This is a genomic window from Rhizobium sp. ZPR4 (genome assembly GCF_040215725.1).
GTDB lineage: Bacteria > Pseudomonadota > Alphaproteobacteria > Rhizobiales > Rhizobiaceae > Rhizobium > Rhizobium rhizogenes_D.
In genome coordinates, this window is sequence record NZ_CP157967.1 from 1740157 (window position 1) to 1763232 (window position 23076).

The window sequence follows — 23076 nt, forward strand, 5'->3', positions numbered from 1 at the left end:
CGCAATTGATGTAATAACATAACAGACCCATTCAAGGGCATTTATCGCATGAACGCAGCAAAAGCCTTTCTTCCCGTCGCCGCCTCCCTTCTCCTCTCAGGTCTGCTTGTGAGCACGGCTGCCACCGCGGCCGACGCCCCGCGCGTGGTCGTCTCCATCAAACCCATCCATTCGCTGGTCGCCGCGATCATGCAAGGGGTCGGGACGCCGGATCTGATCGTCGATGGCGCCGCCTCGCCGCACACTTACGCGTTCAAGCCGTCGAATGCCCGCAGCCTCCAGCAGGCACAAGTGGTCTTCTGGGTCGGACCGGGCATGGAAGCCTTCCTGCAGAAGCCGCTCGCCTCTCTCGGCGCCAACGCCACCGTCGTCGAGCTCGATGACGCACCGGGCATCACCAAACTCAAGTTCCGCGAAGGCGGCGCTTTCGAACCGCATGACGACGGCGACGAGCATGATACCGGTGACGATCACGCCCATGGCCATGATCACGGCGAGTTCGACACCCATCTCTGGCTGGATCCCCATAACGCCAAGGCGATGGTTGCGGAAATCACGACCTCGCTGGTTGCCGCCGATCCCGCCAATGCGCTCACCTATGAAGCAAACCAGAAAGCGCTGAACGACAAGCTTGACGCCCTGGATACGGAAATCGCCACCACGGTTGCTCCGGTGAAGGACAAGCCCTTCATCGTCTTTCATGATGCCTACCAGTATTTCGAGCATCGCTACGGCGTGCGCGTCTCAGGCTCGATCACCGTCAGCCCTGAAACCATTCCGGGCGCACAGCGCGTCGCGGAAATCCATAGCAAGGTCGCAGATCTCGGTGCGACCTGCGTCTTTGCCGAGCCGCAATTCGAGCCGAAGCTGGTCAATGTGGTGCTGGAGGGCACATCGGCAAAGTCGGGCGTCCTCGACCCGGAGGCCGCAACGCTGCCGCAGGGACCGGATCTATATTTCGACCTGATGCGCGGTATCGCAAGTTCCCTGAAAACCTGCCTTTCAGCGCAAGGCTGAACATCTCCGAAAAAAAGCGAGCGCCTTGTTCGCTTTTTTCATTACAATAAATGTAATGATATTACATTACAAAAAAGGTTGCCATGAACAAGAAGCTCCCAGTCACCGTCCTCTCCGGTTTTCTCGGCGCGGGCAAGACGACACTACTCAACCATATCCTCAACAATCGAGAAGGTTTGCGCGTTGCCGTGATCGTCAACGATATGAGCGAAGTGAACATCGATGCGGCGCTGGTGCGCGACGGAGGCGCCAATCTCTCCCGCACGGAGGAGCAGCTTGTAGAGATGACCAATGGCTGCATCTGTTGCACGCTGCGCGACGACCTGCTGAAGGAAGTCCGGCAACTCGCAGAGCAGGATCGTTTCGACTACCTGCTGATCGAATCGACCGGCATCGCCGAGCCCTTGCCCGTCGCCACCACTTTCGAGTTCCGCGATGAGGGCGGCAACAGCCTTTCGGATGTCTCCCGGCTCGATACGATGGTGACCGTGGTGGACGCAGCCAACCTTCTTGCCGACTATGGGTCGACGGATTTTCTTGCCGATCGCGGAGAAACTGCCGGCGATGGCGACAACAGGACCATAGTCGACCTGCTGGTTGAGCAGATCGAATTTGCCGATGTCGTCATTCTGAACAAGGTCGGCTCGGCAACGGCTGAGCAACGCGACGCAGCTCGCAAGATCATTGTCGGCCTCAATCCCGATGCGCGGCTCATCGAAGCCGACTTCGGCGCAGTGGAGCCAGCCGAGGTTCTCGGCACCGGTCGTTTCGACATCGATCGCGCCGAAACCCATCCGCTCTGGTACAAGGAATTGCACGGCTTCAAGGATCACGTTCCCGAAACCGAGGAATATGGCATCCGCTCCTTCGTCTATCGCGCGAAGAAACCCTTCGATCCACTTAGGTTCCAGGGCTTTCTCAATCGCTCATGGCCGGGCGTCGTCCGCGCCAAGGGCTTCTTCTGGCTCGCCACTCGACCCTATTACGTCGGAGAGATGAGCCAGGCCGGCGCGCTTGTCCGCACGAGCAAGATGGGCCTCTGGTGGGCAGCCGTTCCCCAGGACCAATGGCCGCGCGATCCGGGCTTCAAGCGCGCTCTGGCGCCCTATCTTGACCCGATCTGGGGTGACCGCCGCCAGGAGCTGGTGTTCATCGGCGCCGATCCGATGAGCGAGCAGCAGATCACGGCAGAATTGGATGCCTGCCTGGTCGAGGCTGACCGCTTCACGCCGGAACGTTGGCGAGATCTGCCCGATCCATTCGCCAGCTGGAACAGACCGGCAGCATGAAAAAGCCGAAGGTAATCAGATTCCGCTGTCATTGCTTCGAATGCAGCACCGATAACGAACAGTCGGACGATAGATCGCAGTTCGATACGGTCGAAACGGATCGAGACAGCGCAAAATCAGGCGAAGCCGACCTTCGCCCAATGTCCGACATGATTGGAAAACTGCTATTTGGGGCCTGAACGCGAGTTCAGGCCACCAGCATGCCTGCGGGAACGGCGATGATCTCGTGCATCACGAGCAAGGCGCCGATCACTTCCGTTTTGGCGCGCAACGGCGTCATGGTGCAGTGAAATACCTTGCCGGGTTCGATCTGGCGATAGGAGGGATAAAGGCACTCCACCTTCTCCCCGGTTAAGCAGGCATCGAGCTTCGCCTTCAGGCTGCTTTCGAAATCTTCCGCACCGACGAATTCCGAGATGTGACGTCCCACGAGTTCCATCGGCTTCGACTTCAGAAACTCCGCGTTGGCGGCATTGCTGTAGAGGTAGCGATAATCCCGCGTGACGACGGCAACACGATCGGGGAGGCTGTCGAGGATGACATCATTCAGGACGCTCCCTTCTTCGAAGCCGAACGCATCGTCGCGATCGACCTTCTCGCTTGAAAAGGCCCTAAGAACTTCGCCCGCCGCTTCGTTAGCGCCGCCGAAATAACGATCGATCAGCACCGAAAGCGATGCAGAATTGCGCATCACTCGCGAGCGATCATCCGATTCTTCCCGGATGAGATTGTTCATGAACTGGAGCTGCATGTAAATTTCAAGCAGACTCGTTGCCTTATAAGCCAGAATAGCCGCGATAAGTGGCTCCAATTCGCGATCAAGTGAAGCTACAAGCTCATCATCGCCAAGTTTTATCGCACGCTGAATCTGATTACATTTCGTGGAGAAGGCATGAAAGAGTGCCAGCAAAATTGCCCTCCTGTCCCAGAACATAACAGGACGCAGGGGCCTCGTTTCCCGGCGTTGCCATGCCCAAGGATATTCAGCTTGGTGTCCGCTTTCTCACCAAACTTTCTGTATTGTGAATTAACATGACTTACCCCCACTTTCAATCCAGATGAGCGGAAGTTCTCGGGAAAGGAGAACTTTCTGAAATGCAAGGCTTACTGGGCGTAATGACTGCATGAAGACCGGATGCAAATATACATGCAGAACTGTCTGTAACGCGCCGAAATGGATGCCTAGAAAACGCTCTTCTTGATATTCCAGCGGTCATGATACCAGAGCCACTGTTCGGGGTTTTCCCGCACCCAGCTCTCGACCTTGTCGTTCAGCATCTGTGCCGTTGCGGTCAGATCGAGACCGCCGGCTTCGTTGCGCGGCATTTCGAGCTTCGGCTCGATCTCCAGCCGGTAGCGATTGTTCGGTAGGCGGATGCAGCGGGCCGGATAAACCTCGCAATTGAACTGACGCACGAGCTTCGGCAGCAGCGGATTGGTTTTCACGTCCCTGCCGAAGAACAAGGTCTTCAAACCCTTACGGAATTTCTGGTCGACCAGCACGCCGACGCCGCGACCTGCCTCCAGCTCGCGCGCCAGGCTGAACGACGAGCCGGCATGGGAGGGCACGAGATTGCCCATGCGCTTGGCGCGAAAGTCGAAAACCTTCTGAGCGACATAGGGATTGTTCGGCGGGCGAAAGAGCACCGTCACCTTCAGACCGAAGGCGGCGCCGGCAACCGGCAGCAGCTCGAAATTACCGGTATGCCCGGTAAAGACGATGAAGGGCCGTGGATTGTCCCTGAGGTCAAGGAAGAGAGGGATGCCCGAAACTTCGATGCGGCCCGGCTTGTCGCTATGGGGATCGAAGTCGAAAAGCCGGTCGAGAAAGACGTATTCCGCCGCCAGCCGGCCCATATTGCCCCAGCTTGCGCGCGCAATTTCCTCGATCTCCGCCTCGCTCTTTTCCGGAAAGGCATTGCGCAGATTGGTCAGCATCAATTGATGCCGGCGCATGCGCGGACCGATCTTTCGGGTCAGCCGATCGGCGAAATTGATGCCCGCATCAGCCGGAAACAGCTTCAGGAAATTCAGAAATCCGAAAATGAACTGCGCCACCAGCCACTGCTGGAAATTTCTGAGCGCAAGGACGATCCGGGTGATGAAGAGCTTCACGCGGCTCAATCCATCTTCAGGATGATCTTGCCGAAGATCTGACGCGATTCCATCCGTTCCAGCGCCCGATCGATGTCATTGAAGCCAACTTCGGTATCGATGACCGGGTGTACGAGGCCACGTGCCATCTTCTGCATGGCATTGGCCATGTTCTCCATGCGGCAGCCGAAGGAGCCGAGCAGCTTAAGCTGCTGCTGGAAGAGCATCATTAGGTTCATTTCGGTCGAAACGCCTGAGGTCGAACCACAAGTGACGAGACGGCCGCCACGCTTCATGCAGAGCATGGAGCCGGCCCAGGTATCCTTGCCGACATGCTCGAAAACGACGTCGACGCCCTTCTTCTTCGTCAGCTTGCGCACGACACCCTCGAAGCGGTCCGTGCGATAGTTGATGACGTGATCGGCACCCAGCGCCTTGGCCTTCTCGATCTTGTCGTCAGAGCCGACCGTGGTAATGACGGTGCAGCCGATCTTCTTAGCAAGCTGGATGGCAGCCGTGCCAATGCCTGAACCGCCGGCATGAACGAGGATCGTCTCGCCGGGTTCGAGCTTGGCATTGTCGAACAGCATGTGCTCGACCGTGCCGAAGGTAACGGGCGCAAGAGCAGCACCGATCGCGTCGACGCCGGGAGGGGCCGGAACCAGCAGGCGGGCCGGCAAATTGACCTTCTCCTGCGCGAAGCCATCAAGATGGAAGCCGTGCACGCCGCCGACATGTTCGCATAGATTGTCGCGTCCCTCGCGGCAATGGCGGCAGAGACCGCAAGTGCGTGCGCCGTAGATCGACACCAGCTGACCCGGCAGGACATTGGCGACGCCCGGGCCGATCGCCTCGACCACGCCGGCAGCTTCCGCGCCGATGACCAGCGGCATCTTGCGCTTGGCGAACGCCATGCCGCGCCAGCCCCAGACGTCAATGTGATTGAGAGCGACGGCCTTGACGCGCAAAGTCACCTCACCGGCACCCGGCGCCTCCGGCTCCGGCAGATCGGTGATCTCAAGTTTGCGGTCGTCGATCAGTTGCAAAGCACGCATGGCAAAGTCCCTCGCCTCTCGGGCGCAGTTAGTATCTGTTATTCAAAGGTCCGATTAAGCCGGTTCAAGCGCCATGACAAGGCTGGCGTTCTGACCACCGAACCCGAAAGAGTTCGAAAGAACGGCATTCACCTGCTTTTCACGCTTCTTGTTCGGCACCACGTCGAGGTCGATCGACGGATCGGGGTTGTTGTAGTTGATGGTCGGCGGCAGCGTGCCGGTCAGCATGGTCTGCAGCGAGAACACTGCCTCGACCGCGCCCGCCGCTGTCAGCGTATGGCCGATCATCGACTTGTTCGACGAGACCGGAATGCTCGGAAGCCGCTCGCCGAAGACGGCGGACATGGCGCCATATTCCATCTTGTCGTTTTCCGGAGTCGAGGTGCCGTGAGCATTGATATAGCCGATATCGGTCTCCGCCATGCCGGCATCGGCCAATGCAGCACGGATCGTCGCGATCGCCGGGCCGCCGTCGGGCGAAGAACGGGTGCGGTGGAAGGAATCGGCCTTGTCGCCGGCGCCCTTCATGATGCCGAGGATCTTCGCGCCGCGCGCAACAGCCGCCTCGAGCGATTCCAGCACCAGCGTCGCAGCGCCTTCGGCGATGACGAAGCCGTCACGATCCTTGCTGAACGGCTTGGACGCCTTGGTCGGCGGATCGTTCTGCGTCGACAGCGCCGACAACAGCGAGAAGCGGATCAGTGCTTCGGCGCTCAGCGAGCCGTCGGTCGCAACTGTCAGCGCCCGCGTGGTGCGGCCCTGGCGGATTGCCTCGATGCCGAGTTGAATCGCGGTTACGCCCGATGCACAGGCCGTCGACAGCGTTACCGGCAGCCCGCGGGTGCCGAAACGGTCGGCAAGACGCTCGGAAATGGCGCCGAAAAGAGCGGCTTCGTGGAAAGCGGGATCCGGGCGCTGGCGCATGGCGGCGAGGAAGCGCTCATAGGCATCGCCATCATGATCTGCCGGAGGAGAGCGGTCGGCCAATTCGAAGCGGGCGCTCCATTCTGGTTCGATCGGTGGCGCGGCCAGGAAGAGCGGCGCGTCGAAATCACCGGAAATGCCGGCCTGAGCCAAAGCTTCGATGGTCGTTTCGCGGGCAAAAGCGTAGGAGCGCTCGACGGCATTCGGAACGGGAATATCGATGAAATCCACCGTGCCGGCGATGCGTGTCGAAAGCCCGTCCGTCGGGAAGCGCGTGATGCCGTGAATGCCCGACGTGCCCGAAGACAGCGCATTCCAGTTATCCTGCAGGCCCTGCCCCAGCGACGTGATGATCCCCATGCCGGTGACGGCGACGATCGGACGTCCGAGATGATCCTTGTAAGCGGTCATGTCCTGTTCCTCACGCTTCAGCTGATAGTACGGCGATGCCTTCGCCGCGCGCATGGCCGACAGTCGTGACTACGGCCTTGCGGGCACCCGTCGCCATCGGCTTTTCATGTGCGGCATCGAAAGGCGGCACCTTGGCCTGATTGGCCACAGCGAGTGCCGCAAAGGCAAGCCCAAGCGGGAATTGGCTTTCTAGTCCATGGCCGGAAACGCCGGAATAGGCACGAATGGCCGAGCCCGGAAGCTGCGCTTCGAGTACCGCCTTTTCGCGTTGAGCAAGATCGGAGATCGCCGACGTGCCGGAGAAAACAATGGTCGTCTCGCCTGCCCCTTGCTTGGCAGGCGCGAGCATGCGCTCCAGCCGCGCTTCGAACTTGCCCTCGTCGCGCCGGCCGCGATCGCCCTCGACCGCATCGATGGTCGCATAGATATGCGCGCCGCGACCTTCGGCATGCGCACGCGATTCAAGAACGAGGAAGGCGCTCAGCGATCCCATGATCATGCCGCCGCCGTCTTGCGGCTTGCGCGACCAGATTGGATGCCAGTCGCCGATTGCATGCGCGTTGATCGATTCGATCAGCAGGATCATGTCGAGCCGCTCGGCGGAAAATGCGCCGCCTACCAGGGCATGGCTCGACTCGCCCGACTTGATGCGATGGAACGCTGTTTCGACGGCGGAAATGCCGGAGGCTTCTTCGCCCATGAAGGTGCGCGACGAACCCGTGACCTTGTGGACGATCGAAATGTTGCCGGCAAGCAGGTTCGAGAGCTGCGCCAGGAACAGGGTCGGCCGCAATTCGGTGGTGAGCTTCTCGTTCAAGAGCAGCTCACGGTCGTTGCGCTTGAGGCCTTCGTTGACGATCAGCGTGTCGACATTGGTGTCGCGCTCGCCGCCGCCAGCTGCAACGATCATATCCATGGTGCCGCAGGCTTCCAGATCATCCTTGAAGCCGGCATCGTCGAGAGCGAGACCGGCGGTGAAGACGCCGATGCGCTGCCAGTTTTCCATCTGGCGCTGATCGCCGCGCTTCGGAATCTGCTGCGACCAGTCGATCTCAGGCAGCGGATGCACGGGATAGGGCTTGAATTTCTCGGTTTCGACGATGGTCGGCGGCGCCTTGTCCGCCTTCAGCAGGGCGACATGCGCGTCCTTGCCAACGCCTTGGCAGGTAACAATGCCAATACCCGTGATGACCACATCATTCTGAGCCTTGCTCATTCATCAATCCTCTTCGAATGCGGCGCCGATCAAGCCGGCAGCATCAACCGTTGGCGGCGATCGCGTCGAGAAGCCCGACCTCGCCTGCCCGCTTACGCACGATATCGCCGAGCGGCACCTCATTAAACGGCATGGTGCGCAGCTTCAACTGCGCATCGCAAACCTTCTTTCCGGCAATGGCGATGCGCGCCTTGGTGACGGCGAAGCCCGAGCCCTCATGTTCCAGATCGGCCTCGATATCGAGTTCGGCTTCCGGCTCCACGAAGGTGCGCATCTTGGCGCCATCGACCGACATCAGAAACGGCATATAGGTAAATTTCGTCGCCGCAAGCACCAGCATACCCGAGGCCTGCGCCATCGTTTCGATAAGGAGAACGCCAGGAACGAGCGGCATGCCTGGGAAATGGCCTTCGAAGACCGGGCTTTTCGCCGGAACGACGGAACGAGCCTTCAAATGACCTTTGGACAGATCGACGGACTCGATCCTGTCGATCATCTGGAAATATTCCAGCAGCATCAACGCCTCCGATCCAACCCGGCAAGGCAGGATGCTGCGGGCGGGATACGCTATTTAAGAATGAAACCGCCCGGCCGCCATATTCAAAGGCGGCTGGGCGTCAAAAAAATGCAAGGATGTCGCTCAGCCCTTGGCGGCGCGCAACTCATCGATCTTGGCACAGAGATTCTTCAGCACGAAGTACTCTTCGGTCGAGACCTTGCCTTCGTTGACTTCCTGCGTCCACTGCTCGAGCGGGATCTTGATGCCGAATTCCTTGTCGATCGCGAAAACGATATCCAGGAAGTCCAGGCTGTCGATGCCGAGGTCGTCGATCGTGTGGCTATCCGGGGTGATCGTGTCACGGTCGATTTCGCTGGTTTCAGCGATGATGTCGGCAACTTTGTCAAATGTAGCAGTCACTGCCCATACCTCTTGAAATAATAATTCATCCCCCTCATAGGGAAATCCATTCCAAAAGCCAATGGTTTCCACCAGAAACCCCGGCAATTTGGCAAGCCACTGTTGCGCAAACAGCAAAAATGACAGTTGCGTCACAATGACGAAATTGTGCGCGACATGGACGCGAGATGCGGCAGCATTGCGGCCAAACCGCGATGACGAAGCACGCCGGTTGGCGAAAGATCACTCGCTGATCACGATACGGGTATTGTGAAGCCCGGCATCCGATGCCATCGCGAAGAAGGTGGCGGCATTGCGGGTATCGAGCCGCACGCAGCCATGCGATGCCGGCCGGCCGAGTTGCCGCACCTCATAGGTGCCGTGAATGGCATAGCCGCCATTGAAGAACACCGCATAAGGCATCGGCGCATCGTCATATTTCTTCGAGCGGTGATCTTTCGACAGCCACTTGGCCGTGTAGGAGCCGGTCGGCGTCACATAGCCTCTACGCGCCGTCGACACTCGCCAGCGATACTTCAGAGCTCCATCCTCGGAAACGGTCATTGTTTGCGATCGAAGATCGACCACTGCAACAACAGTTCCGGCATGGGCCGAAACGGTGTGGAATTGCATGCACAGACATGCCGTTACTGCCAACGCGATACGCTTCATCTTGCCCCTCCGACTGTTTGCTTCCTCTCGAAGCAATTCAGACGATGGGAGAGTCTATCGCTATGCTGATTATACCAAATTAATACATATAGTGAGCGATTGCTTAATTTGGGGCACTCACAGCAGCAGCAGGAATCCCAGGAAAGCGAGAAGCGTCAGCATCGAGCATGCGGAATAGAAGATGGAAATGCCGGATTCGATATCGTTGACCGTAGCAGTGTCCCGGCCGGCGCCGTTGATCATCGGCTCGCGCACGAGCTCGCCGCCATAGATTCGCGGGCCGGCGAGCTGGATATCAAGCGCACCGGCCATGGCGGCCTCGGGCCTGCCGGAATTGGGCGAACGATGCAACCCGCCATCGCGGACGGCGATGCGGATGGCATTTCCAAGCGCGGAGATTCCTCGTTTGATCAGAGCACCGGCAGCAATCAGCAGGATGGACAGACGCGCGGCCGGCCAGTTGGCGATATCGTCGAGGCGCGCGGCGGCCCGGCCGAAATCGACATAGGTCTCGGATTTGTGGCCGATCATCGAATCGGCGGTGTTGAGCATCTTGTAGAAAAACAGGCCCGGCAGGCCGAAAACGCCGTACCACAGCGCCGGAGCGACGACGCCGTCGGAAAAGTTCTCGGCAAGGCTTTCGATAGCCGCACGGCAGATACCCGGCTCATCCAGCGTCTCGGGATCGCGGCCAACGATACGCGATACGGCAAGACGCCCACCTTCGAGACCATCGGAACGCAATGCCCGCGACACCTCGCCGACATGATCGGCAAGGCTTTTCTGCGCCATGAAAACCGCCACAAGCGCAGCCTCGACCAAGATACCGAGCCAGCCGAAGAAGGCAAGAAACCCATGAATGGCCCAGCCGGCGATCACGGCTCCCATGAGCAGCGCGACGATCGACATAAGCCCGTTGCGACGGCGCAGGACGCCCGGCAGGTGTTTTGCGTTGAACCGGCGGTCGAAAGATGAAATCGCGTTGCCGAACAGCACGACCGGATGCGGAAAGCGCTGCCAAAGCCAGTCGGGATCGCCGACGATGCGATCGAGCAGCAAAGCAAGGACCAGAATGAGCAAATGTTCGTCGGCGGTCATGGCGAATAATCCTTTAGTACCCCGGCGAGTCTTTCGTCCGCCCCCTCGTCCAGAGCCAGCCCGAAACGCAGCCAATTGCGCGCATAATCGAACTTGCGGACCAGAATATGATGACGGCAGAGATGCGTATATATGCCCTCGGCGCGGTCGTCTGCAACCAGTGCAAATAGGGCCGTGCCTCCCGCGACATCCAGCCTCGAGCGCTGGAGAACCGCCTCCAGCGCCGAATGCCGGTGAAGAATGCGGTTTCGGATGGCGCTTGTGTCGCTTTCCATGAGGGAAGCTGCAATCGAAAGGGCCGGGCCGGAAACCGCCCAGGGCCCGAGCCAATCCTCGAAACGAGCCATGATCGAGGCTTCAGCAATCACGAAACCCAGCCGCAGGCCGGCCAGGCCGAAAAATTTTCCGAAGGAACGGAAGATAATGAGGTTCGGCATCGCGGCGGCAAAAGGCGCCATGCTTGCCTTCGGTTCGATATCGCCGAAAGCCTCGTCGACCAGAAGAATGCCGTCGTGCTTGCGCTGCCTGTCATGCAGCTCCCGCAGCTGCTCGACCGACAGGGTCCGCCCATCGGGATTGTTCGGGTTGACGGCGACCACGAGGCTGTCGGCGGCGGTGAGTTCGGCAATTGTCGAAACCTGGCGAACCTGCAGGCCGGCCAGCGTGAAGGCGCGCGCATATTCGCCATAGGTCGGCGAGAGGATCGCGACACTGCCGCCGGTCACGAACCTCGGAAGCAATTGGATGACCGATTGCGTGCCGGGAACCGGCAATGGCGAGATATCGCCGCTGCGATAATAGCCACTCGCCGCCTCACGCGCCCGCTCCTGCAAGTATTGATCGGGCAGCCGATGCCATGCGGCAATGGGAATCTCGGGCAACGAAACCGGATTGGGGTTGATGCCGGTCGACAGATCCAGCCATTCCTCCGGACGTCCGCCATATTGGCGCGCCGCCGCAGTGATGCCGCCGCCATGGATGATCCTGTTGGTCATGCGGCTTCACCGGCGAGATCGATCAGGTGCATATAGGAACCGGCGACATTGGCGCGTTGCAGACCAGCTGCACCGAGATCGCTATCGAGCGCGTCCCTGACCGCAAACAGGCGGTCCGCCTCGCCTTCCGATACGATCGTCGAATAGTGAAACTCATGCGCCGTCATCGGCTTCTCAAAGAAGGAACCGGCAAGCGGCACCACGCGCCGATAGCCTAAATGACGCTGCCGTTTCTCGTAGCTGGTCACGACGGGCAAGAGGCCGAGCATCCCGTGACGGACGCCTGCCGCATCCACAAGACCCTCGCCAAGCACCATGTACCCGCCGCACTCGCCATAGATGCGCGCACCGCGCGCCGCCGCTGCCTTCAAACCACCCTTGAAATGCTGGGCGGCGGCAAGCTTTTCGGCATGCAATTCCGGATAGCCGCCCGGCAGATAGACGGCATCGGCGTCGGCCGAAGGGGCTTCGTCCGCGAGCGGCGAAAAGAAGGATATTTCCGCGCCGCGTCGCTTCCAGCCGAGCAGCATATGCTCGTAGCAGAAGGCGAAGGCGATATCCCGCGCTACGGCAATGCGCTGGCCGAACGGCATCAGGCGGGCGATATTGGCAACCGAAGGACGGACGACATGCTGCTGCGCCGCCCGCAAGAGCAGCTCGAAATCGCAGGCCTTCGACACGACCTCCGCGGCCGCCTCGATAAATTGCTCGAGCGCCCCGTGCTCTCCCGCCTGAACCAGGCCGAGATGCCGCTCCGGCAATGCCAGGCTGGCATCACTGCGGATAACGGCGACGACGGGCATACGCACCGCATTTAATGCCTGACGCAGCATTTTCTCATGCCTGTCGCTGGCAACGCGATTGAGCACAACACCAGCGATGCGGATATCGGCGCGAAAATTGGCAAACCCGCTGACGACGGCCGCAACCGATTGCGACATGCGCGAGCAATCGACGACGAGCACAACGGACAGGCCGAGCAAGGCGGCGAGATCGGCCGGCGTACCCGTGCCGTCGGCAGCGCCATCGAAGAGGCCCATCATCCCCTCGATAACGAGCATCCGTCCGCCGGCACGATGAAGCGCGGCGTTCGCGGAAATGAGTTCGGCGCGCATGGCCCAGGGATCGAAGTTGAGGCAGGCTGATCCGACCGCTGCCGCATGAAAGGCGGGATCGATATAGTCCGGTCCGGCCTTGCCGGATGCGACCGCAACACCCTTGTTTCGCAGCGCTCGCAGCAGACCGAGCGTAAATGTGGTCTTGCCGGAGCCGGAAGAGGGTGCCGCGATCAGGAGGCCGCTCATGCCGGCACCTTATGTCCGCTTTCGCCCGGCCTTTCGGCTGCCGGCACCAGCATGCGGCCTGAAAGCGCGCCCAACCAATCGAGCGACGGCCGCAGTTTCACCACCTCGCCGACAACGACAATCGCGGGCGGCTCGAGGCCGGAGGCTTCGACATCTTGAAGCGCAAGCCCAAGCGTCGTTTCCAATACCTGTTGAGAGGGCGTAGCCGCGTTGCAAACGAAGGCAACAGGCTCGTCAGCCGAGCGGCCGGCAGCGATGAGATTGGCGCTGATCTGGGCAATGTGCTTCATCGCCATATACATGACGATGACGGGTGATCCTCTGCCGATTGCTTCCCAGTCGATCGCATCCGGTACGACACCGGACGAATCATGGCCGGTCAGGAAGGTGACGGCGTGGTTGACGTCGCGATGGGTCACGGGAATACCGGCATAGGCAAGACCGCCAATCCCGGCCGTAATACCAGGCACGATGCGGAAGGGAATGCCATGCTGGACGAGCATCAGCGCTTCCTCGCCGCCGCGCCCGAACACGAAGGGATCGCCACCCTTCAGCCGCAGAACACGCTTGCCGGCGCGCGCCAACTCCACCAGCCGCAGCGAGATATCCCGTTGCTTGGCCGACGGCTTGCCGCCGCGCTTGCCGGCATATTCCAGAACGGCGCCTGGGCGCGCGAGTTTCAGGCAATCTTCGTTGACGAGCGCATCATGCACGATGATATCTGCCTCGGCCAATCCCTTGGCGGCCAGCAGGGTCAAAAGCCCCGGATCGCCCGGCCCGGCGCCGACAAGCCAGACGGACCCCGGCTCGAGGACCGGCAGATTGGAAAAGGCGGTATCGTTCATCCCATGTGTCCTATGCCCGGATGGGCGAAATTGCAATGTTGAGAACGGGATAAGGCGATCTCGGTTCGACATCGCTCCCATCGCAAACATTACGTCACACACCCTCCCGGCATGAGCGACAGCACGCTATGGGCTTTTCCAACGACGACAGGGAAGGAAAAATAGTCGATCGATCGCATGGCGTTCCGGACTCAATATATCCGGAAACTCAAATAGGCTCCTGATAGAGCTGGAGAATGGCCTTCAGCGAATTGTGAAGGGGGCGCAATCGCCCCCTTCACGGGGCTTAGTGCTTCACCTTGCCCAGAATCACGTCGCGGATCAGATCGAGAACCTGCTGCGAGCGAATGCCGGTGCAGGCGATCTGGCTCGGAAGATTGTCCCAATCGCCCGGCGGGAAGCGGCGGCCATCCTGCTTGATGATCGTCTGGCCATCGGCAATGCCGCCGCAGACGACGCGGATCGATCCCTCGATCGTGTCGAACAGCTCGGGCGCCACGACATAGACGCAGGCGCAGCTGTCGTGGACCATCATGCCGTCTTCGACCGCATGCTTGTAGAAATCGATATAGGACTGCGAGAGGTCGGACAGCAGCTGCACAGACGGCCCGCCCGCCTTTGCCATGTCAGCCAGATAGCTGCGGCTCATGGTCGTTACCGACGTGACGTCGAGACCGACCACGACGACCTTCCAGGGCGCCTTCATGATGAAATCGGCGGCTTCCGGATCGCCGTGAATATTGGCTTCCGCGACCGGAGTGACATTGCCCGGTACGTAGAAATTACCGCCCATGATCACAACACCCTTCACGAGCGAGGCGATTTCGGAATCATGCTTCAGCGCCAGGGCCAGATTTGTCATGCGGCCGACGGCGACCAGGGTCACCTCACCCGGATTGGCACGGACGGTGTCGATGATGAACTGATAGGCCGGACGCGGATCGGCCGGCAGGTCGATCGTCTCGGGCACATCGATGTCGCCGAGACCGTTATGACCGTGAACGACGGTCGGCCACGGCCGTTCCTGCCGCGAGGGATCGAAAGTGACGCTGGCGCCGCGCGCGACCGGGCACGGAATATTCCACTCGCGCTTCAGAAACAGCGCGTTGCGCGTCGTCGTATCAACTGAGGCGTTGCCAAAAACCGTCGTCACGCCAAGAAGGTCGATATTCGGGTGACGATGCAGGAAGAGAAGCGCCATGGCGTCATCGACGCCCGGATCCGTATCATAAATGACCTTATGCATGATTTTTCCTTACCAACATACTGAATAAGCTTGATCTTCCGGAAACTTCCTCCCGCGGCGGATCGTGCTTGACTTATCGGCATACACGAGAACCGCCGATGGCGGAATGCCGTGGCGATGTCCTATGGAGCATTTGTGAGATTTGCGTGGCGAATTCGCTGCTCAGGCGATCCTGGCGATCGCCGCTGTAGCAAAGCCGGACTTGATCTTGGGAAGCACAAGCTCCGAATCCGGGCCGGCGGCCGCCAGTGCAGCAGCCTCGGCGACACCGTGGCAACCGACATGAGCAAAGACGATCTCGGAGGGGTTCTTCAGCCTCGGAGTCTCCCGCTCCAGTGCCGCCGCCTTGAAAAAGCGGGCCGGAAGGCGGAAATGCGTGGCAGTCTCGAGGATGGCCGGCTCATCCATGCGCGTATCGATCGAGACGACGGCCAGAACCTGGTCGCTCCTGATCCCGACCTCCTGGAACGCTCTTTCCGCAAGCATCCGCACGTCATTCCAGTCCGTACCGCGCTCACAGCCGAGGCCCAAAAGATACCGGCGGGTGAAATTGGCATATGTCGTCATAGTCGCTCCCAACGGCATCGGCCGATGTGACAGCTGTAGCGGGCACCTTTCGGCACGTCAATTTCGCCTGGTGTGTCCTGATAGCAATTGCCTTGCGGCAGGCGAAGTGCCAGAAGGCCGCTGATTTCCCGCCTTCGAGTTCCCGCCTTGCCAGATATTACATTCCAGATCCTGCTCCTACTGTTTGCCGCCGCATTCTTTGCCGGCTTCGTCGATTCCATTGCGGGCGGCGGCGGGCTGATCACCGTACCCGCCATGCTGCTATCGGGTATTCCGCCGCTACAGACCCTTGGCACGAATAAGGTGCAGTCGATCTGCGGCGCGGCCTCGGCGACGATCGCCTACGCCCGGCAAGGACATGTCAGGCTTCGCGAACAGCTTCCGATGGCCGCAATGGCGGTCCTTGGAGGCATGCTCGGCGCGCTGCTGGCGACAGTCATGCCGAGCGAAGTTCTGCGCATCATCCTGCCCTTCCTGCTGATCGCAATCGCGCTCTACTTCGCCATGAAGCCCAATCTCGGCGATGTCGAAAAACATCGACGCATGAGTGCCGGACTTTTCGGCGTGACGCTGGTACCCCTCATCGGCTTCTATGACGGCGCCTTCGGGCCGGGCACAGGCTCATTCCTGATGCTCGCCTTCGTGACGCTCGCCGGCTTCGGCCTGCTGAAGGCAACAGCACATACGAAGCTGCTCAACTTCGGCTCGAACCTCGGCGGCCTGATCGTCTTCATCTTCTCCGGCGCCATCCTCTGGAAGGTCGGGCTGACGATGGGTGTTGGCCAATTCCTCGGCGCCCAGCTCGGCTCGCGGCTCGCCATGCGCATCGGCGCCAAACTGATCAAGCCGCTGCTGGTCATCGTCTGCATCGCCTTTGCGGTCAAGCTGCTGGCCGACCCCACCCATCCGGTAAGGATCTGGCTGGGATTGTAAGATCCGGCCTTTGATTACCTCCGACGTAATTGATAGTGCTTCGGTACGCGCCGATGATCGCCCTGCCTGAACGGTTCAGGCGATCCAAAGGAGTTGACCGATGACTGACGCAAACACCATTGCAGACCGCTATATCGCCATCTGGAACGAGGCCGATACCGACCGCAGGCGTGCGCTCATCGCCGAGGCATGGACGGAAAATTGCAGCTATGTCGACCCGATGATGCGTGCAGGCAATCGCGAAGAGATCCATGCACTGGTTACAGCGGCGCACGACCGCTTCCCCGGCTTCCACTTCACGCTCATCACGAACGGCGATCGCCATGGCGACAATCTCCGCTTCTCCTGGGGTTTCGGCCCGGCCGATGCCGAGCCGCTGATCAAGGGCACGGATTTCGCCATCCTCGAGGGTGACCAGCTGAAGTCCGTTCACGGCTTCATCGACCAGCTGCCGGCTGCCGCATGATGAACCCGGCCCGCTCTCTCGGCGACCATCTGCGCGAATGGCGGCAACGCCGCCGCCTGAGCCAGCTCGAATTCGCCCTTGAAGCCAATATATCGCAGCGACATCTGAGCTTCATCGAGAGCGGGCGGGCGCTTCCAAGCCGCGAGATGCTGATGCATCTCGCAGAACGGCTCGATGTGCCCTTGCGCGATCGCAACCCCATGCTTCTCGCGGCCGGATTTGCACCGGTCTTTCCCGAACGCAAGTTGGATGATCCGGCACTTGCCCCGGCGCGGCGGGCGATCGATATGCTGCTGAAAGGTCACGAGCCCTTCCCGGCCCTGGCGGTCGACCGACATTGGACGCTCATCGCCGCCAATGCCGCCGTCGCTCCGCTGCTCGCAGGGGTGAGCGATGCCTCGCTGACCGAAGGACCAATTAACGTCCTGCGGCTCAGCCTGCACCCCCACGGCTTGGCGCCTCGGATCGCCAATCTCCATGAATGGCGGGCACATCTGTTGGAACGCCTACGCCAGCAGATATCGGCGACAGGTGATCCTGTTTTGAAAAAACTGCTTGAGGAATTGTCGGCCTATCCCGCACCACCTGCGCCGAAATCGGCAGCTCCGGAACGGGATTTTGCCGGCATCGCCGTACCTCTGGAACTTATCACCGAAGCGGGACATCTATCGTTTTTGTCCACTACGACGGTCTTCGGAACGCCTGTCGATGTCACGCTGTCGGAACTCGCAATCGAATCCTTCTTTCCCGCGAATCCGCAGACGGCGGAAACTCTGAGGACGATGCTGCCGGGCAGCTAAACGCTCGCCAGGCGATCAGAACTCGACGCCCGGCTGTCCCTTAATGCCCGAGCGGAACGGATGCTTGATCAATTCCATCTCGGTGACAAGGTCGGCAATCTCGATCAGCTCTTCCTTGGCGTTACGGCCCGTCAAGACCACATGGGTCATGTAGGGCTTCTCGTTCCTGAGGAATTCGATCACGTCGTTGATGTCGAGATAGTCGTAACGAAGTGCAATGTTGATTTCATCGAGCAGCACCATGGAATTGCGCTCGTCGCGGATCAGCTCCTTGGCCTTTTCCCAGGCAGCAGAGGCCGCTGCCACGTCGCGGGCGCGGTCCTGCGTCTCCCAGGTAAAACCTTCACCCATCGTATGGAACTGGCAGAGATCGGCGAAATGCTTCTCGATCAGGTCACGCTCGCCGGTCCACATGGCACCCTTGATGAACTGCACGACGGCACTCGGCTTCCCATGGGCGATGTGACGGAAGATCATGCCGAAGGCGGAGGAGGATTTTCCCTTGCCCTTGCCGGTATGGACGATGATCAAGCCCTTCTCATCGTTTTTGGTCGCCATGATCTTGTCGCGCGCAGCCTTTTTCTTGGCCATCTTGTCGGCGTGACGGGCATCGTCATTCTTCGGTGCGTCCGCGCCGGTTTCGGCCAATTCGTCGCTCATTGCATTCTCCCTGATATGATCGATTTCTGTGCCAACGGCCCGCCACGCCAGAGGTAGAGCGCGACAAGCGGCTCATCTTCCGTGCGCATGGCATGGCGGATGTTCGAGGGGTGATGGATGATCTCGCCCGACCAGCGTGGCAGGAACGGCTGCGCGTCCTTGCTCCATAGGGAGCCATCGGTCAGAGGGATATAAATCTCCTCGGCCACATGATGATGATCCGGATAGTGGACGCCAGGGCCAAGCAGCAGGAAGCCCCCCGCCATCTCCTCGCTTGCGAAATGGCCGCGTGTACCGAAGAGCTCGACCCAGCCATATCTCTGCAGGAAATCTTCGCCAAAATCGGTGATGCTATAGGTCTGCGCCCAATGCAGCAGATCCGTTGAGCGAGAGAGCCGATCGAGCAAAGCCCCTTCAGCACCATCGGCAGCTTGGTCACGCTCGCGAAAATAGGCAACCACAGGAAGATCGCGCGCCGGAAGCGAGCGCTCCTTCATCGACCAGTCAAAACCCCTAATAAAATGCTGCAGCACCAGATCGCTGCGCGACTGCAAATAATTCTGAAAAGCAACCAGGAGCTGATCGACCGCACTCATGCCGTCGCCTCCTTGCCCTCTTTCAGGCTCTCCAGATCGAACCGTGCCGAATTGCTTCTCGGCGTCCAGAGCTTGCGGTCGATCGCTTCAAGCAGACGCTCCCGCATGTCCCGCAGCGCAGCCGGATTCTTCTCCGCCATGAAATCCCGCACGTTCTGATCGACCACGAAGGCCTGATAGACGGCCTCGAATTGATGATTGCGCACCGCCCCCGTCGTCGCGGCGAAAGCGAAAAGATAATCCACCGTTGCCGCGATCTCGAAGGCACCCTTGTAGCCATGGCGCATGATACCATCGATCCACTTGGGATTGACGACCCGTCCACGCACGACCCGGCCGATCTCTTCCTCAAGCGAGCGGATCACAGGCTTTTCCGGCCTTGAATGATCGTTGTGATAGATCGAGGGACGCGCACCGCCAAGCTGCTCGGCCGCCACCGCCATGCCGCCCTCGAACTGATAATAATCGTCGCTGTCGAGCAGATCATGCTCGCGGTTGTCCTGGTTCTGCACGACCGCCTGGATCGACCGCAATCGCTCCTCGAAAACACCGCGCTCAGCACGGCCTTCCTCGCCGGCGCCATAGGCATAGCTGCCCCAGACGAGATAGGCTTCAGCCAGATCGGCACGCCGCTCCCATCCCTTCTCATCAATGAGTGCCTGTAGACCGGCACCATAGGCTCCGGGCTTCGACCCAAAGATGCGATAGCCGGCCCTGCGGCTGGCAGAAGCCGTGTCGAGGCCGGCGGCTTCAAGCCGCGCGATCTCGCCACGCATGCGCGCTGCAATCGGATTGTCGGCAGCATCCTCATCGAGCATGCCGACAGCGCGGATTGCCTTGTCGAACAGGGCGATCTGCTCGGGAAACGCGTCACGGAAAAAGCCGGAGATGCGCAGCGTGACATCGACGCGCGGCCGCCTGAGCATTGCCGGCGCGATGATCTCGTAGCCGGTGACGCGGCGTGAGGTCATATCCCAGACGGGCTTGACGCCGATCAGCGCCAGCGCCTGCGCGACGTCATCGCCCCCCGTGCGCATGTTCGACGTGCCCCAGGCTGTCAGCCCGAAGGAGACGGGCCATTCGCCATGATCCTGCACATAGCGACGGATCAGCAGTTCGGCCGATTTTTGACCAAGCTCGTAGGCGGCCGGCGTCGGTACAGCCCGGCTGTCGACCGAATAGAAATTCCGCCCCGTCGGCAGAACGTCGGGTCGGCCGCGCGTCGGCGCACCGGAGGGTCCGGGGGACACGAAACGGCCGTCGAGGCCTTTGAGCAGGGCTGCGATTTCCGCATCGCCGCAGGCCAGGATGGACGGCTGGAGCTTTGAGGCAATCTCACTGAGAACCATGCCGGTATGCGGCCAACTCTCCGGGCAGGCTATGTCGCCATCAACGAATTTCACGGCCAGAAGCTCGATACGCTCGACGGTGTCCCCCTGGGTACGCCAGGGGGCGTCGGAGATGTCTTGGAGGATGCCGGGGCGCGGGCCGATCCATTCGGCGGCCATGTCGCAGTCCAAAGGGTCGAAAGCTTTGCGTGGAGAGATACCCCCCTCTGTCAGCTTCGCTGACATCTCCCCCCCAAGGGGGGAGATTGGTGGGAATATGCCGCCCGGCTTTCCCACATCTCCATCAACTGTATCAGCGACTTCGCTTTGGTCGGAGGAAGTGCTGAGCCTTACCGATCTCTCCCCTTGTGGGGGAGATGTCGCGAAAGCGACAGAGGGGGGTGCCGCACCCTCCACACCCACCGAATTCTCTGTCCCGCCCAAAGCATCCCGAGCAATCGCCCGCTGCAGGCTCTGATCGCCACCCTCACCCAGCCCACGCGGCACTCTTGCCAGTGCCACCGTCAAATCCGTCAGCAATCGCCCGGAAGGCGAAACGCCGAAGATGTGCAGGCCATCGCGGATCTGCATTTCCTTGAGATCGCAGAGATAGGCGTCGAGCTTGCGCAATGCCTCGTCTTCACCCTCGCCCTTGGCGATGCCCGCATCCTGATCCAGGCCGATATCGGCGACGAGATCGAGGATCTGTTTGCGGAGCAGACGGATACGACGCGGATCGCCGCCCGAAGCCTCGTAATATTCATCGACCAGTGCCTCCAGATCCTTCAGCGGGCCATAGCTTTCGGCACGCGTCAGCGGCGGCGTCAGATGGTCGATGATGACGGCACTCGTGCGGCGCTTGGCCTGTGTGCCCTCGCCGGGATCGTTGACGATGAAAGGATAGAGGTTCGGCAGCGGCCCGAGGATCGCTTCCGGATAGCAGCTTTCCGATAGGGCTAGCGACTTGCCCGGCAGCCATTCGAGATTGCCGTGCTTGCCCATGTGGATGACCGCATGCGCGTCGAAGGAGCGGCGCAGGAAGGCATAGAAGGCCAGATAGCCGTGTGGCGGGACGAGATCGGGGGAGTGGTAGCTCTCCTTCGGATCGATATTGTAGCCGCGGGCCGGCTGGATACCGACAAGCACCTCGCCGAAACGGGTGAACGACAGGGCGAAACCGCCATCAATCGCGTAAGGATCTGCCTCCGGCTCGCCCCAGCGCGCCGTGATCTCATCCTGAATCTGTTTCGGAAGTGACGCGAAGAAATCCTTGTAGCCGCTGAAGGAAAGCATCTCGCGAACGACGCGGCCATCATGCCCCGAATTTGTCGGGCCTTCCGCCAGATGCCGCATCAGCGCATCGCCATCGGCAGGCAGATCGGCAACGCCATAACCCGCCGCTTGCATCGCCTTCAGCACCTCGATCGTGCCGGCCGGCGTATCGAGCCCGACGCCGTTGCCGAGGCGCCCATCGCGGTTGGGATAATTTGCCATGACAAGCGCAACGCGGCGATCACCGGGCGGCGTATTGCGCAGCCGCGCCCAATTGGCGGCGAGCCGCGCCGTATAGCGCATGCGATCCTCAAGCGGCTCGCTGGCGACGATATTGGCCTCGACCCTTTCGTCATAGCGGGCGGCCGCCTTGAAGGACACGGCACGGGCAAGAACGCGCCCGTCGACCTCGGGCAACGCCACGTTCATACCGAGATCGCGCGCCGAAAGCCCCTGCGAGGATGCCTCCCAGGCTTCTTTCGACGAAGCCGAGAAGATGGCCTGAAGCACGACGGCCTCGCCCGTCTCCAGCACCGTCGCCTGACGATCCGCACCCGGAGCCGAAACGGCAAAGCCCGTGGTGTTAATGACCACGCCCGGCTTCAACTCGGTAAAGACACGTTCGAGAATGCCGACGGACACGGCATCCTTGAGACTATAGGCAAAGACCGGCAGTGGCCGTATGCCCTCGGCGATGACAGCCTCTATCATGACTTCGACAGGCTTGGTCTCACCGCTCTGGACCAGCGCCCGATAGAAGGAAATCGCGACCGTCGGAGGTTCGAGTCCTGCAGGGGTCGCCACCTCCGAAACGGAAACCCTCCTCCATTCCTCAACGCCGATCATACCCTTGCCCGGCCACCAGATGCCAGCCTTCATCAGAGGTGCGGCAGGCATGGGCTTCTCGGCGCCGGAGAGCATCGCCTCGGCATAGCTAAGAAACGCCCGCGAATTCGTCTCGCCGCCCTCGATCAGATAGGACCAGAGTGCATTGAGATCATCGAGCGCGACGTTGGAAAAAGGCGTCAGCCCGGGATCGGGCTTCGAATCCCCCGGCAGCACTGCAATCAAGGCACCCTGGCGCGCCGCGCAGGCATGCAGCGCCTCCAGCGCATAATGAAAATAGCTTGCTCCTCCGAGCGCCCGCACGATGATGAGCTTCGCATGCCGGGCCGTCCGGTCGACATAGGTATCGACGGACATCGGATGTTTGAGGCTCATCAGGCTTGCGAGCCGAAGGGAACAGCCGCCCTCGCCGTGCGCCGCGGCAATCGACGCAAGCTCGGTATCGGCCGCCGACAGAAAGAGGATATCGCCGGGCGACTGCCCGAGATCGATCGCCTCTTCGCCGTCGCTGATCGTTCCCTTTTGAGCTAAGAGGAGATGCATG

Annotated in this window: 22 protein-coding genes; 5 read left to right on the top strand and 17 right to left on the bottom strand. The window is 60.5% G+C overall.

Going from position 1 to position 23076, the window contains the following annotated elements; genetic code table 11:
- Positions 1 to 48 precede the first annotated feature (48 nt).
- Together znuA and ABOK31_RS08585 are read left to right on the top strand one after the other, a co-directional pair.
- Positions 49 to 1017 (top strand): zinc ABC transporter substrate-binding protein ZnuA, encoded by a 969-nt coding sequence (znuA, locus tag ABOK31_RS08580; protein ID WP_174179632.1) that lies wholly within the window; start codon positions 49 to 51, stop codon positions 1015 to 1017.
- A gap of 83 nt (positions 1018 to 1100) precedes the next feature.
- A complete protein-coding gene (locus tag ABOK31_RS08585; protein WP_349958519.1) occupies positions 1101 to 2306 on the top strand; it encodes a GTP-binding protein in 1206 nt (401 codons plus the stop codon).
- A gap of 187 nt (positions 2307 to 2493) precedes the next feature.
- Here ABOK31_RS08585 and ABOK31_RS08590 read toward each other — a convergent pair whose 3' ends face one another.
- The 14 genes from ABOK31_RS08590 to ABOK31_RS08655 form a co-directional block, all read right to left on the bottom strand.
- A complete protein-coding gene (locus ABOK31_RS08590) occupies positions 2494 to 3216 on the bottom strand; it encodes a PAS domain-containing protein (protein WP_349958521.1) in 723 nt (240 codons plus the stop codon).
- A 272-nt stretch (positions 3217 to 3488) separates the two neighbouring features.
- On the bottom strand, positions 3489 to 4421 hold the full coding sequence (locus tag ABOK31_RS08595; protein ID WP_349958523.1) for a lipid A biosynthesis lauroyl acyltransferase: 933 nt from the start codon (positions 4419 to 4421) through the stop codon (positions 3489 to 3491).
- A 5-nt stretch (positions 4422 to 4426) separates the two neighbouring features.
- Complete coding sequence (locus ABOK31_RS08600; RefSeq protein ID WP_349958524.1) at positions 4427 to 5455, bottom strand: zinc-binding dehydrogenase; 1029 nt, start codon at positions 5453 to 5455, stop codon at positions 4427 to 4429.
- A gap of 54 nt (positions 5456 to 5509) precedes the next feature.
- Positions 5510 to 6790 (bottom strand): beta-ketoacyl-ACP synthase, encoded by a 1281-nt coding sequence (locus tag ABOK31_RS08605; protein WP_174179646.1) that lies wholly within the window; start codon positions 6788 to 6790, stop codon positions 5510 to 5512.
- Between the two features lie 10 nt (positions 6791 to 6800).
- A complete protein-coding gene (locus ABOK31_RS08610) occupies positions 6801 to 8006 on the bottom strand; it encodes a beta-ketoacyl-ACP synthase (RefSeq protein WP_174179647.1) in 1206 nt (401 codons plus the stop codon).
- A gap of 43 nt (positions 8007 to 8049) precedes the next feature.
- The gene (locus ABOK31_RS08615; protein ID WP_174179649.1) at positions 8050 to 8523 is read right to left on the bottom strand and encodes a 3-hydroxyacyl-ACP dehydratase FabZ family protein; all 474 of its coding nucleotides are present in this window, start codon (positions 8521 to 8523) and stop codon (positions 8050 to 8052) included.
- 123 nt (positions 8524 to 8646) lie between these two features.
- Positions 8647 to 8925 carry an acyl carrier protein gene (locus tag ABOK31_RS08620; protein WP_069613139.1) on the bottom strand — a complete coding sequence of 93 codons (279 nt, stop codon included), beginning with the start codon at positions 8923 to 8925 and terminating at the stop codon, positions 8647 to 8649.
- A gap of 222 nt (positions 8926 to 9147) precedes the next feature.
- Positions 9148 to 9576 carry a L,D-transpeptidase gene (locus ABOK31_RS08625; protein ID WP_174179651.1) on the bottom strand — a complete coding sequence of 143 codons (429 nt, stop codon included), beginning with the start codon at positions 9574 to 9576 and terminating at the stop codon, positions 9148 to 9150.
- Positions 9577 to 9693: 117 nt separating this feature from the next.
- Positions 9694 to 10674 carry an adenosylcobinamide-phosphate synthase CbiB gene (gene cbiB / locus ABOK31_RS08630; RefSeq protein WP_174179653.1) on the bottom strand — a complete coding sequence of 327 codons (981 nt, stop codon included), beginning with the start codon at positions 10672 to 10674 and terminating at the stop codon, positions 9694 to 9696.
- Positions 10671 to 11669 carry a threonine-phosphate decarboxylase CobD gene (gene cobD, locus ABOK31_RS08635; RefSeq protein ID WP_349958528.1) on the bottom strand — a complete coding sequence of 333 codons (999 nt, stop codon included), beginning with the start codon at positions 11667 to 11669 and terminating at the stop codon, positions 10671 to 10673. Before cobD ends, cbiB begins: the two co-directional genes overlap by 4 nt.
- Positions 11666 to 12973, bottom strand: a complete 1308-nt coding sequence (locus ABOK31_RS08640; RefSeq protein WP_349958530.1) for a cobyrinate a,c-diamide synthase — start codon at positions 12971 to 12973, stop codon at positions 11666 to 11668. Before ABOK31_RS08640 ends, cobD begins: the two co-directional genes overlap by 4 nt.
- Positions 12970 to 13818 carry a uroporphyrinogen-III C-methyltransferase gene (gene cobA / locus ABOK31_RS08645; protein WP_349958532.1) on the bottom strand — a complete coding sequence of 283 codons (849 nt, stop codon included), beginning with the start codon at positions 13816 to 13818 and terminating at the stop codon, positions 12970 to 12972. The genes ABOK31_RS08640 and cobA overlap by 4 nt, the downstream gene beginning before the upstream one ends.
- A gap of 286 nt (positions 13819 to 14104) precedes the next feature.
- Positions 14105 to 15064, bottom strand: coding sequence for a nucleoside hydrolase (locus ABOK31_RS08650; protein ID WP_349958533.1), 960 nt, complete (start codon positions 15062 to 15064; stop codon positions 14105 to 14107).
- 162 nt (positions 15065 to 15226) lie between these two features.
- A complete protein-coding gene (locus ABOK31_RS08655) occupies positions 15227 to 15631 on the bottom strand; it encodes a cobalamin biosynthesis protein (RefSeq protein WP_349958535.1) in 405 nt (134 codons plus the stop codon).
- 147 nt (positions 15632 to 15778) lie between these two features.
- On the opposite strand from ABOK31_RS08655, the gene ABOK31_RS08660 reads away from it, so the two are divergent.
- The 3 genes from ABOK31_RS08660 (at position 15779) to ABOK31_RS08670 (ending at position 17830) form a co-directional block, all read left to right on the top strand.
- A complete protein-coding gene (locus ABOK31_RS08660; protein WP_349958536.1) occupies positions 15779 to 16564 on the top strand; it encodes a TSUP family transporter in 786 nt (261 codons plus the stop codon).
- 100 nt (positions 16565 to 16664) lie between these two features.
- The gene (locus tag ABOK31_RS08665) at positions 16665 to 17030 is read left to right on the top strand and encodes a nuclear transport factor 2 family protein (protein ID WP_349958538.1); all 366 of its coding nucleotides are present in this window, start codon (positions 16665 to 16667) and stop codon (positions 17028 to 17030) included.
- Positions 17027 to 17830 (top strand): helix-turn-helix transcriptional regulator, encoded by an 804-nt coding sequence (locus ABOK31_RS08670; RefSeq protein WP_349958539.1) that lies wholly within the window; start codon positions 17027 to 17029, stop codon positions 17828 to 17830. The genes ABOK31_RS08665 and ABOK31_RS08670 overlap by 4 nt, the downstream gene beginning before the upstream one ends.
- Before the next feature lie 15 nt (positions 17831 to 17845).
- On the opposite strand, the gene cobO is transcribed toward ABOK31_RS08670, so the two are convergent.
- From cobO to cobN, 3 genes are read right to left on the bottom strand one after another with little or no spacing between them, the layout of a single operon-like run.
- The gene (gene cobO, locus ABOK31_RS08675; protein ID WP_349958541.1) at positions 17846 to 18490 is read right to left on the bottom strand and encodes a cob(I)yrinic acid a,c-diamide adenosyltransferase; all 645 of its coding nucleotides are present in this window, start codon (positions 18488 to 18490) and stop codon (positions 17846 to 17848) included.
- Entirely contained in the window at positions 18487 to 19086 is a 600-nt protein-coding gene (locus ABOK31_RS08680) for a dimethylsulfonioproprionate lyase family protein (RefSeq protein WP_349958543.1), read from the bottom strand. Before ABOK31_RS08680 ends, cobO begins: the two co-directional genes overlap by 4 nt.
- Positions 19083 to 23075 (bottom strand): cobaltochelatase subunit CobN, encoded by a 3993-nt coding sequence (gene cobN / locus ABOK31_RS08685; RefSeq protein WP_349958544.1) that lies wholly within the window; start codon positions 23073 to 23075, stop codon positions 19083 to 19085. Before cobN ends, ABOK31_RS08680 begins: the two co-directional genes overlap by 4 nt.
- Position 23076 lies beyond the last annotated feature (1 nt).

Coding starts and splice junctions, on each gene's coding strand:
- znuA (WP_174179632.1), top strand. CDS start 49: ATGAACGCAGCAAAAGCCTTTCTTCCCGTCGCCGCCTCCCTTCTCCTC.
- ABOK31_RS08585 (WP_349958519.1), top strand. CDS start 1,101: ATGAACAAGAAGCTCCCAGTCACCGTCCTCTCCGGTTTTCTCGGCGCG.
- ABOK31_RS08600 (WP_349958524.1), bottom strand. CDS start 5,455: ATGCGTGCTTTGCAACTGATCGACGACCGCAAACTTGAGATCACCGAT.
- ABOK31_RS08605 (WP_174179646.1), bottom strand. CDS start 6,790: ATGACCGCTTACAAGGATCATCTCGGACGTCCGATCGTCGCCGTCACC.
- ABOK31_RS08610 (WP_174179647.1), bottom strand. CDS start 8,006: ATGAGCAAGGCTCAGAATGATGTGGTCATCACGGGTATTGGCATTGTT.
- ABOK31_RS08615 (WP_174179649.1), bottom strand. CDS start 8,523: ATGCTGCTGGAATATTTCCAGATGATCGACAGGATCGAGTCCGTCGAT.
- ABOK31_RS08625 (WP_174179651.1), bottom strand. CDS start 9,576: ATGAAGCGTATCGCGTTGGCAGTAACGGCATGTCTGTGCATGCAATTC.
- cbiB (WP_174179653.1), bottom strand. CDS start 10,674: ATGACCGCCGACGAACATTTGCTCATTCTGGTCCTTGCTTTGCTGCTC.
- cobD (WP_349958528.1), bottom strand. CDS start 11,669: ATGACCAACAGGATCATCCATGGCGGCGGCATCACTGCGGCGGCGCGC.
- ABOK31_RS08640 (WP_349958530.1), bottom strand. CDS start 12,973: ATGAGCGGCCTCCTGATCGCGGCACCCTCTTCCGGCTCCGGCAAGACC.
- cobA (WP_349958532.1), bottom strand. CDS start 13,818: ATGAACGATACCGCCTTTTCCAATCTGCCGGTCCTCGAGCCGGGGTCC.
- ABOK31_RS08650 (WP_349958533.1), bottom strand. CDS start 15,064: ATGCATAAGGTCATTTATGATACGGATCCGGGCGTCGATGACGCCATG.
- ABOK31_RS08655 (WP_349958535.1), bottom strand. CDS start 15,631: ATGACGACATATGCCAATTTCACCCGCCGGTATCTTTTGGGCCTCGGC.
- ABOK31_RS08665 (WP_349958538.1), top strand. CDS start 16,665: ATGACTGACGCAAACACCATTGCAGACCGCTATATCGCCATCTGGAAC.
- ABOK31_RS08670 (WP_349958539.1), top strand. CDS start 17,027: ATGATGAACCCGGCCCGCTCTCTCGGCGACCATCTGCGCGAATGGCGG.
- cobO (WP_349958541.1), bottom strand. CDS start 18,490: ATGAGCGACGAATTGGCCGAAACCGGCGCGGACGCACCGAAGAATGAC.
- ABOK31_RS08680 (WP_349958543.1), bottom strand. CDS start 19,086: ATGAGTGCGGTCGATCAGCTCCTGGTTGCTTTTCAGAATTATTTGCAG.
- cobN (WP_349958544.1), bottom strand. CDS start 23,075: ATGCATCTCCTCTTAGCTCAAAAGGGAACGATCAGCGACGGCGAAGAG.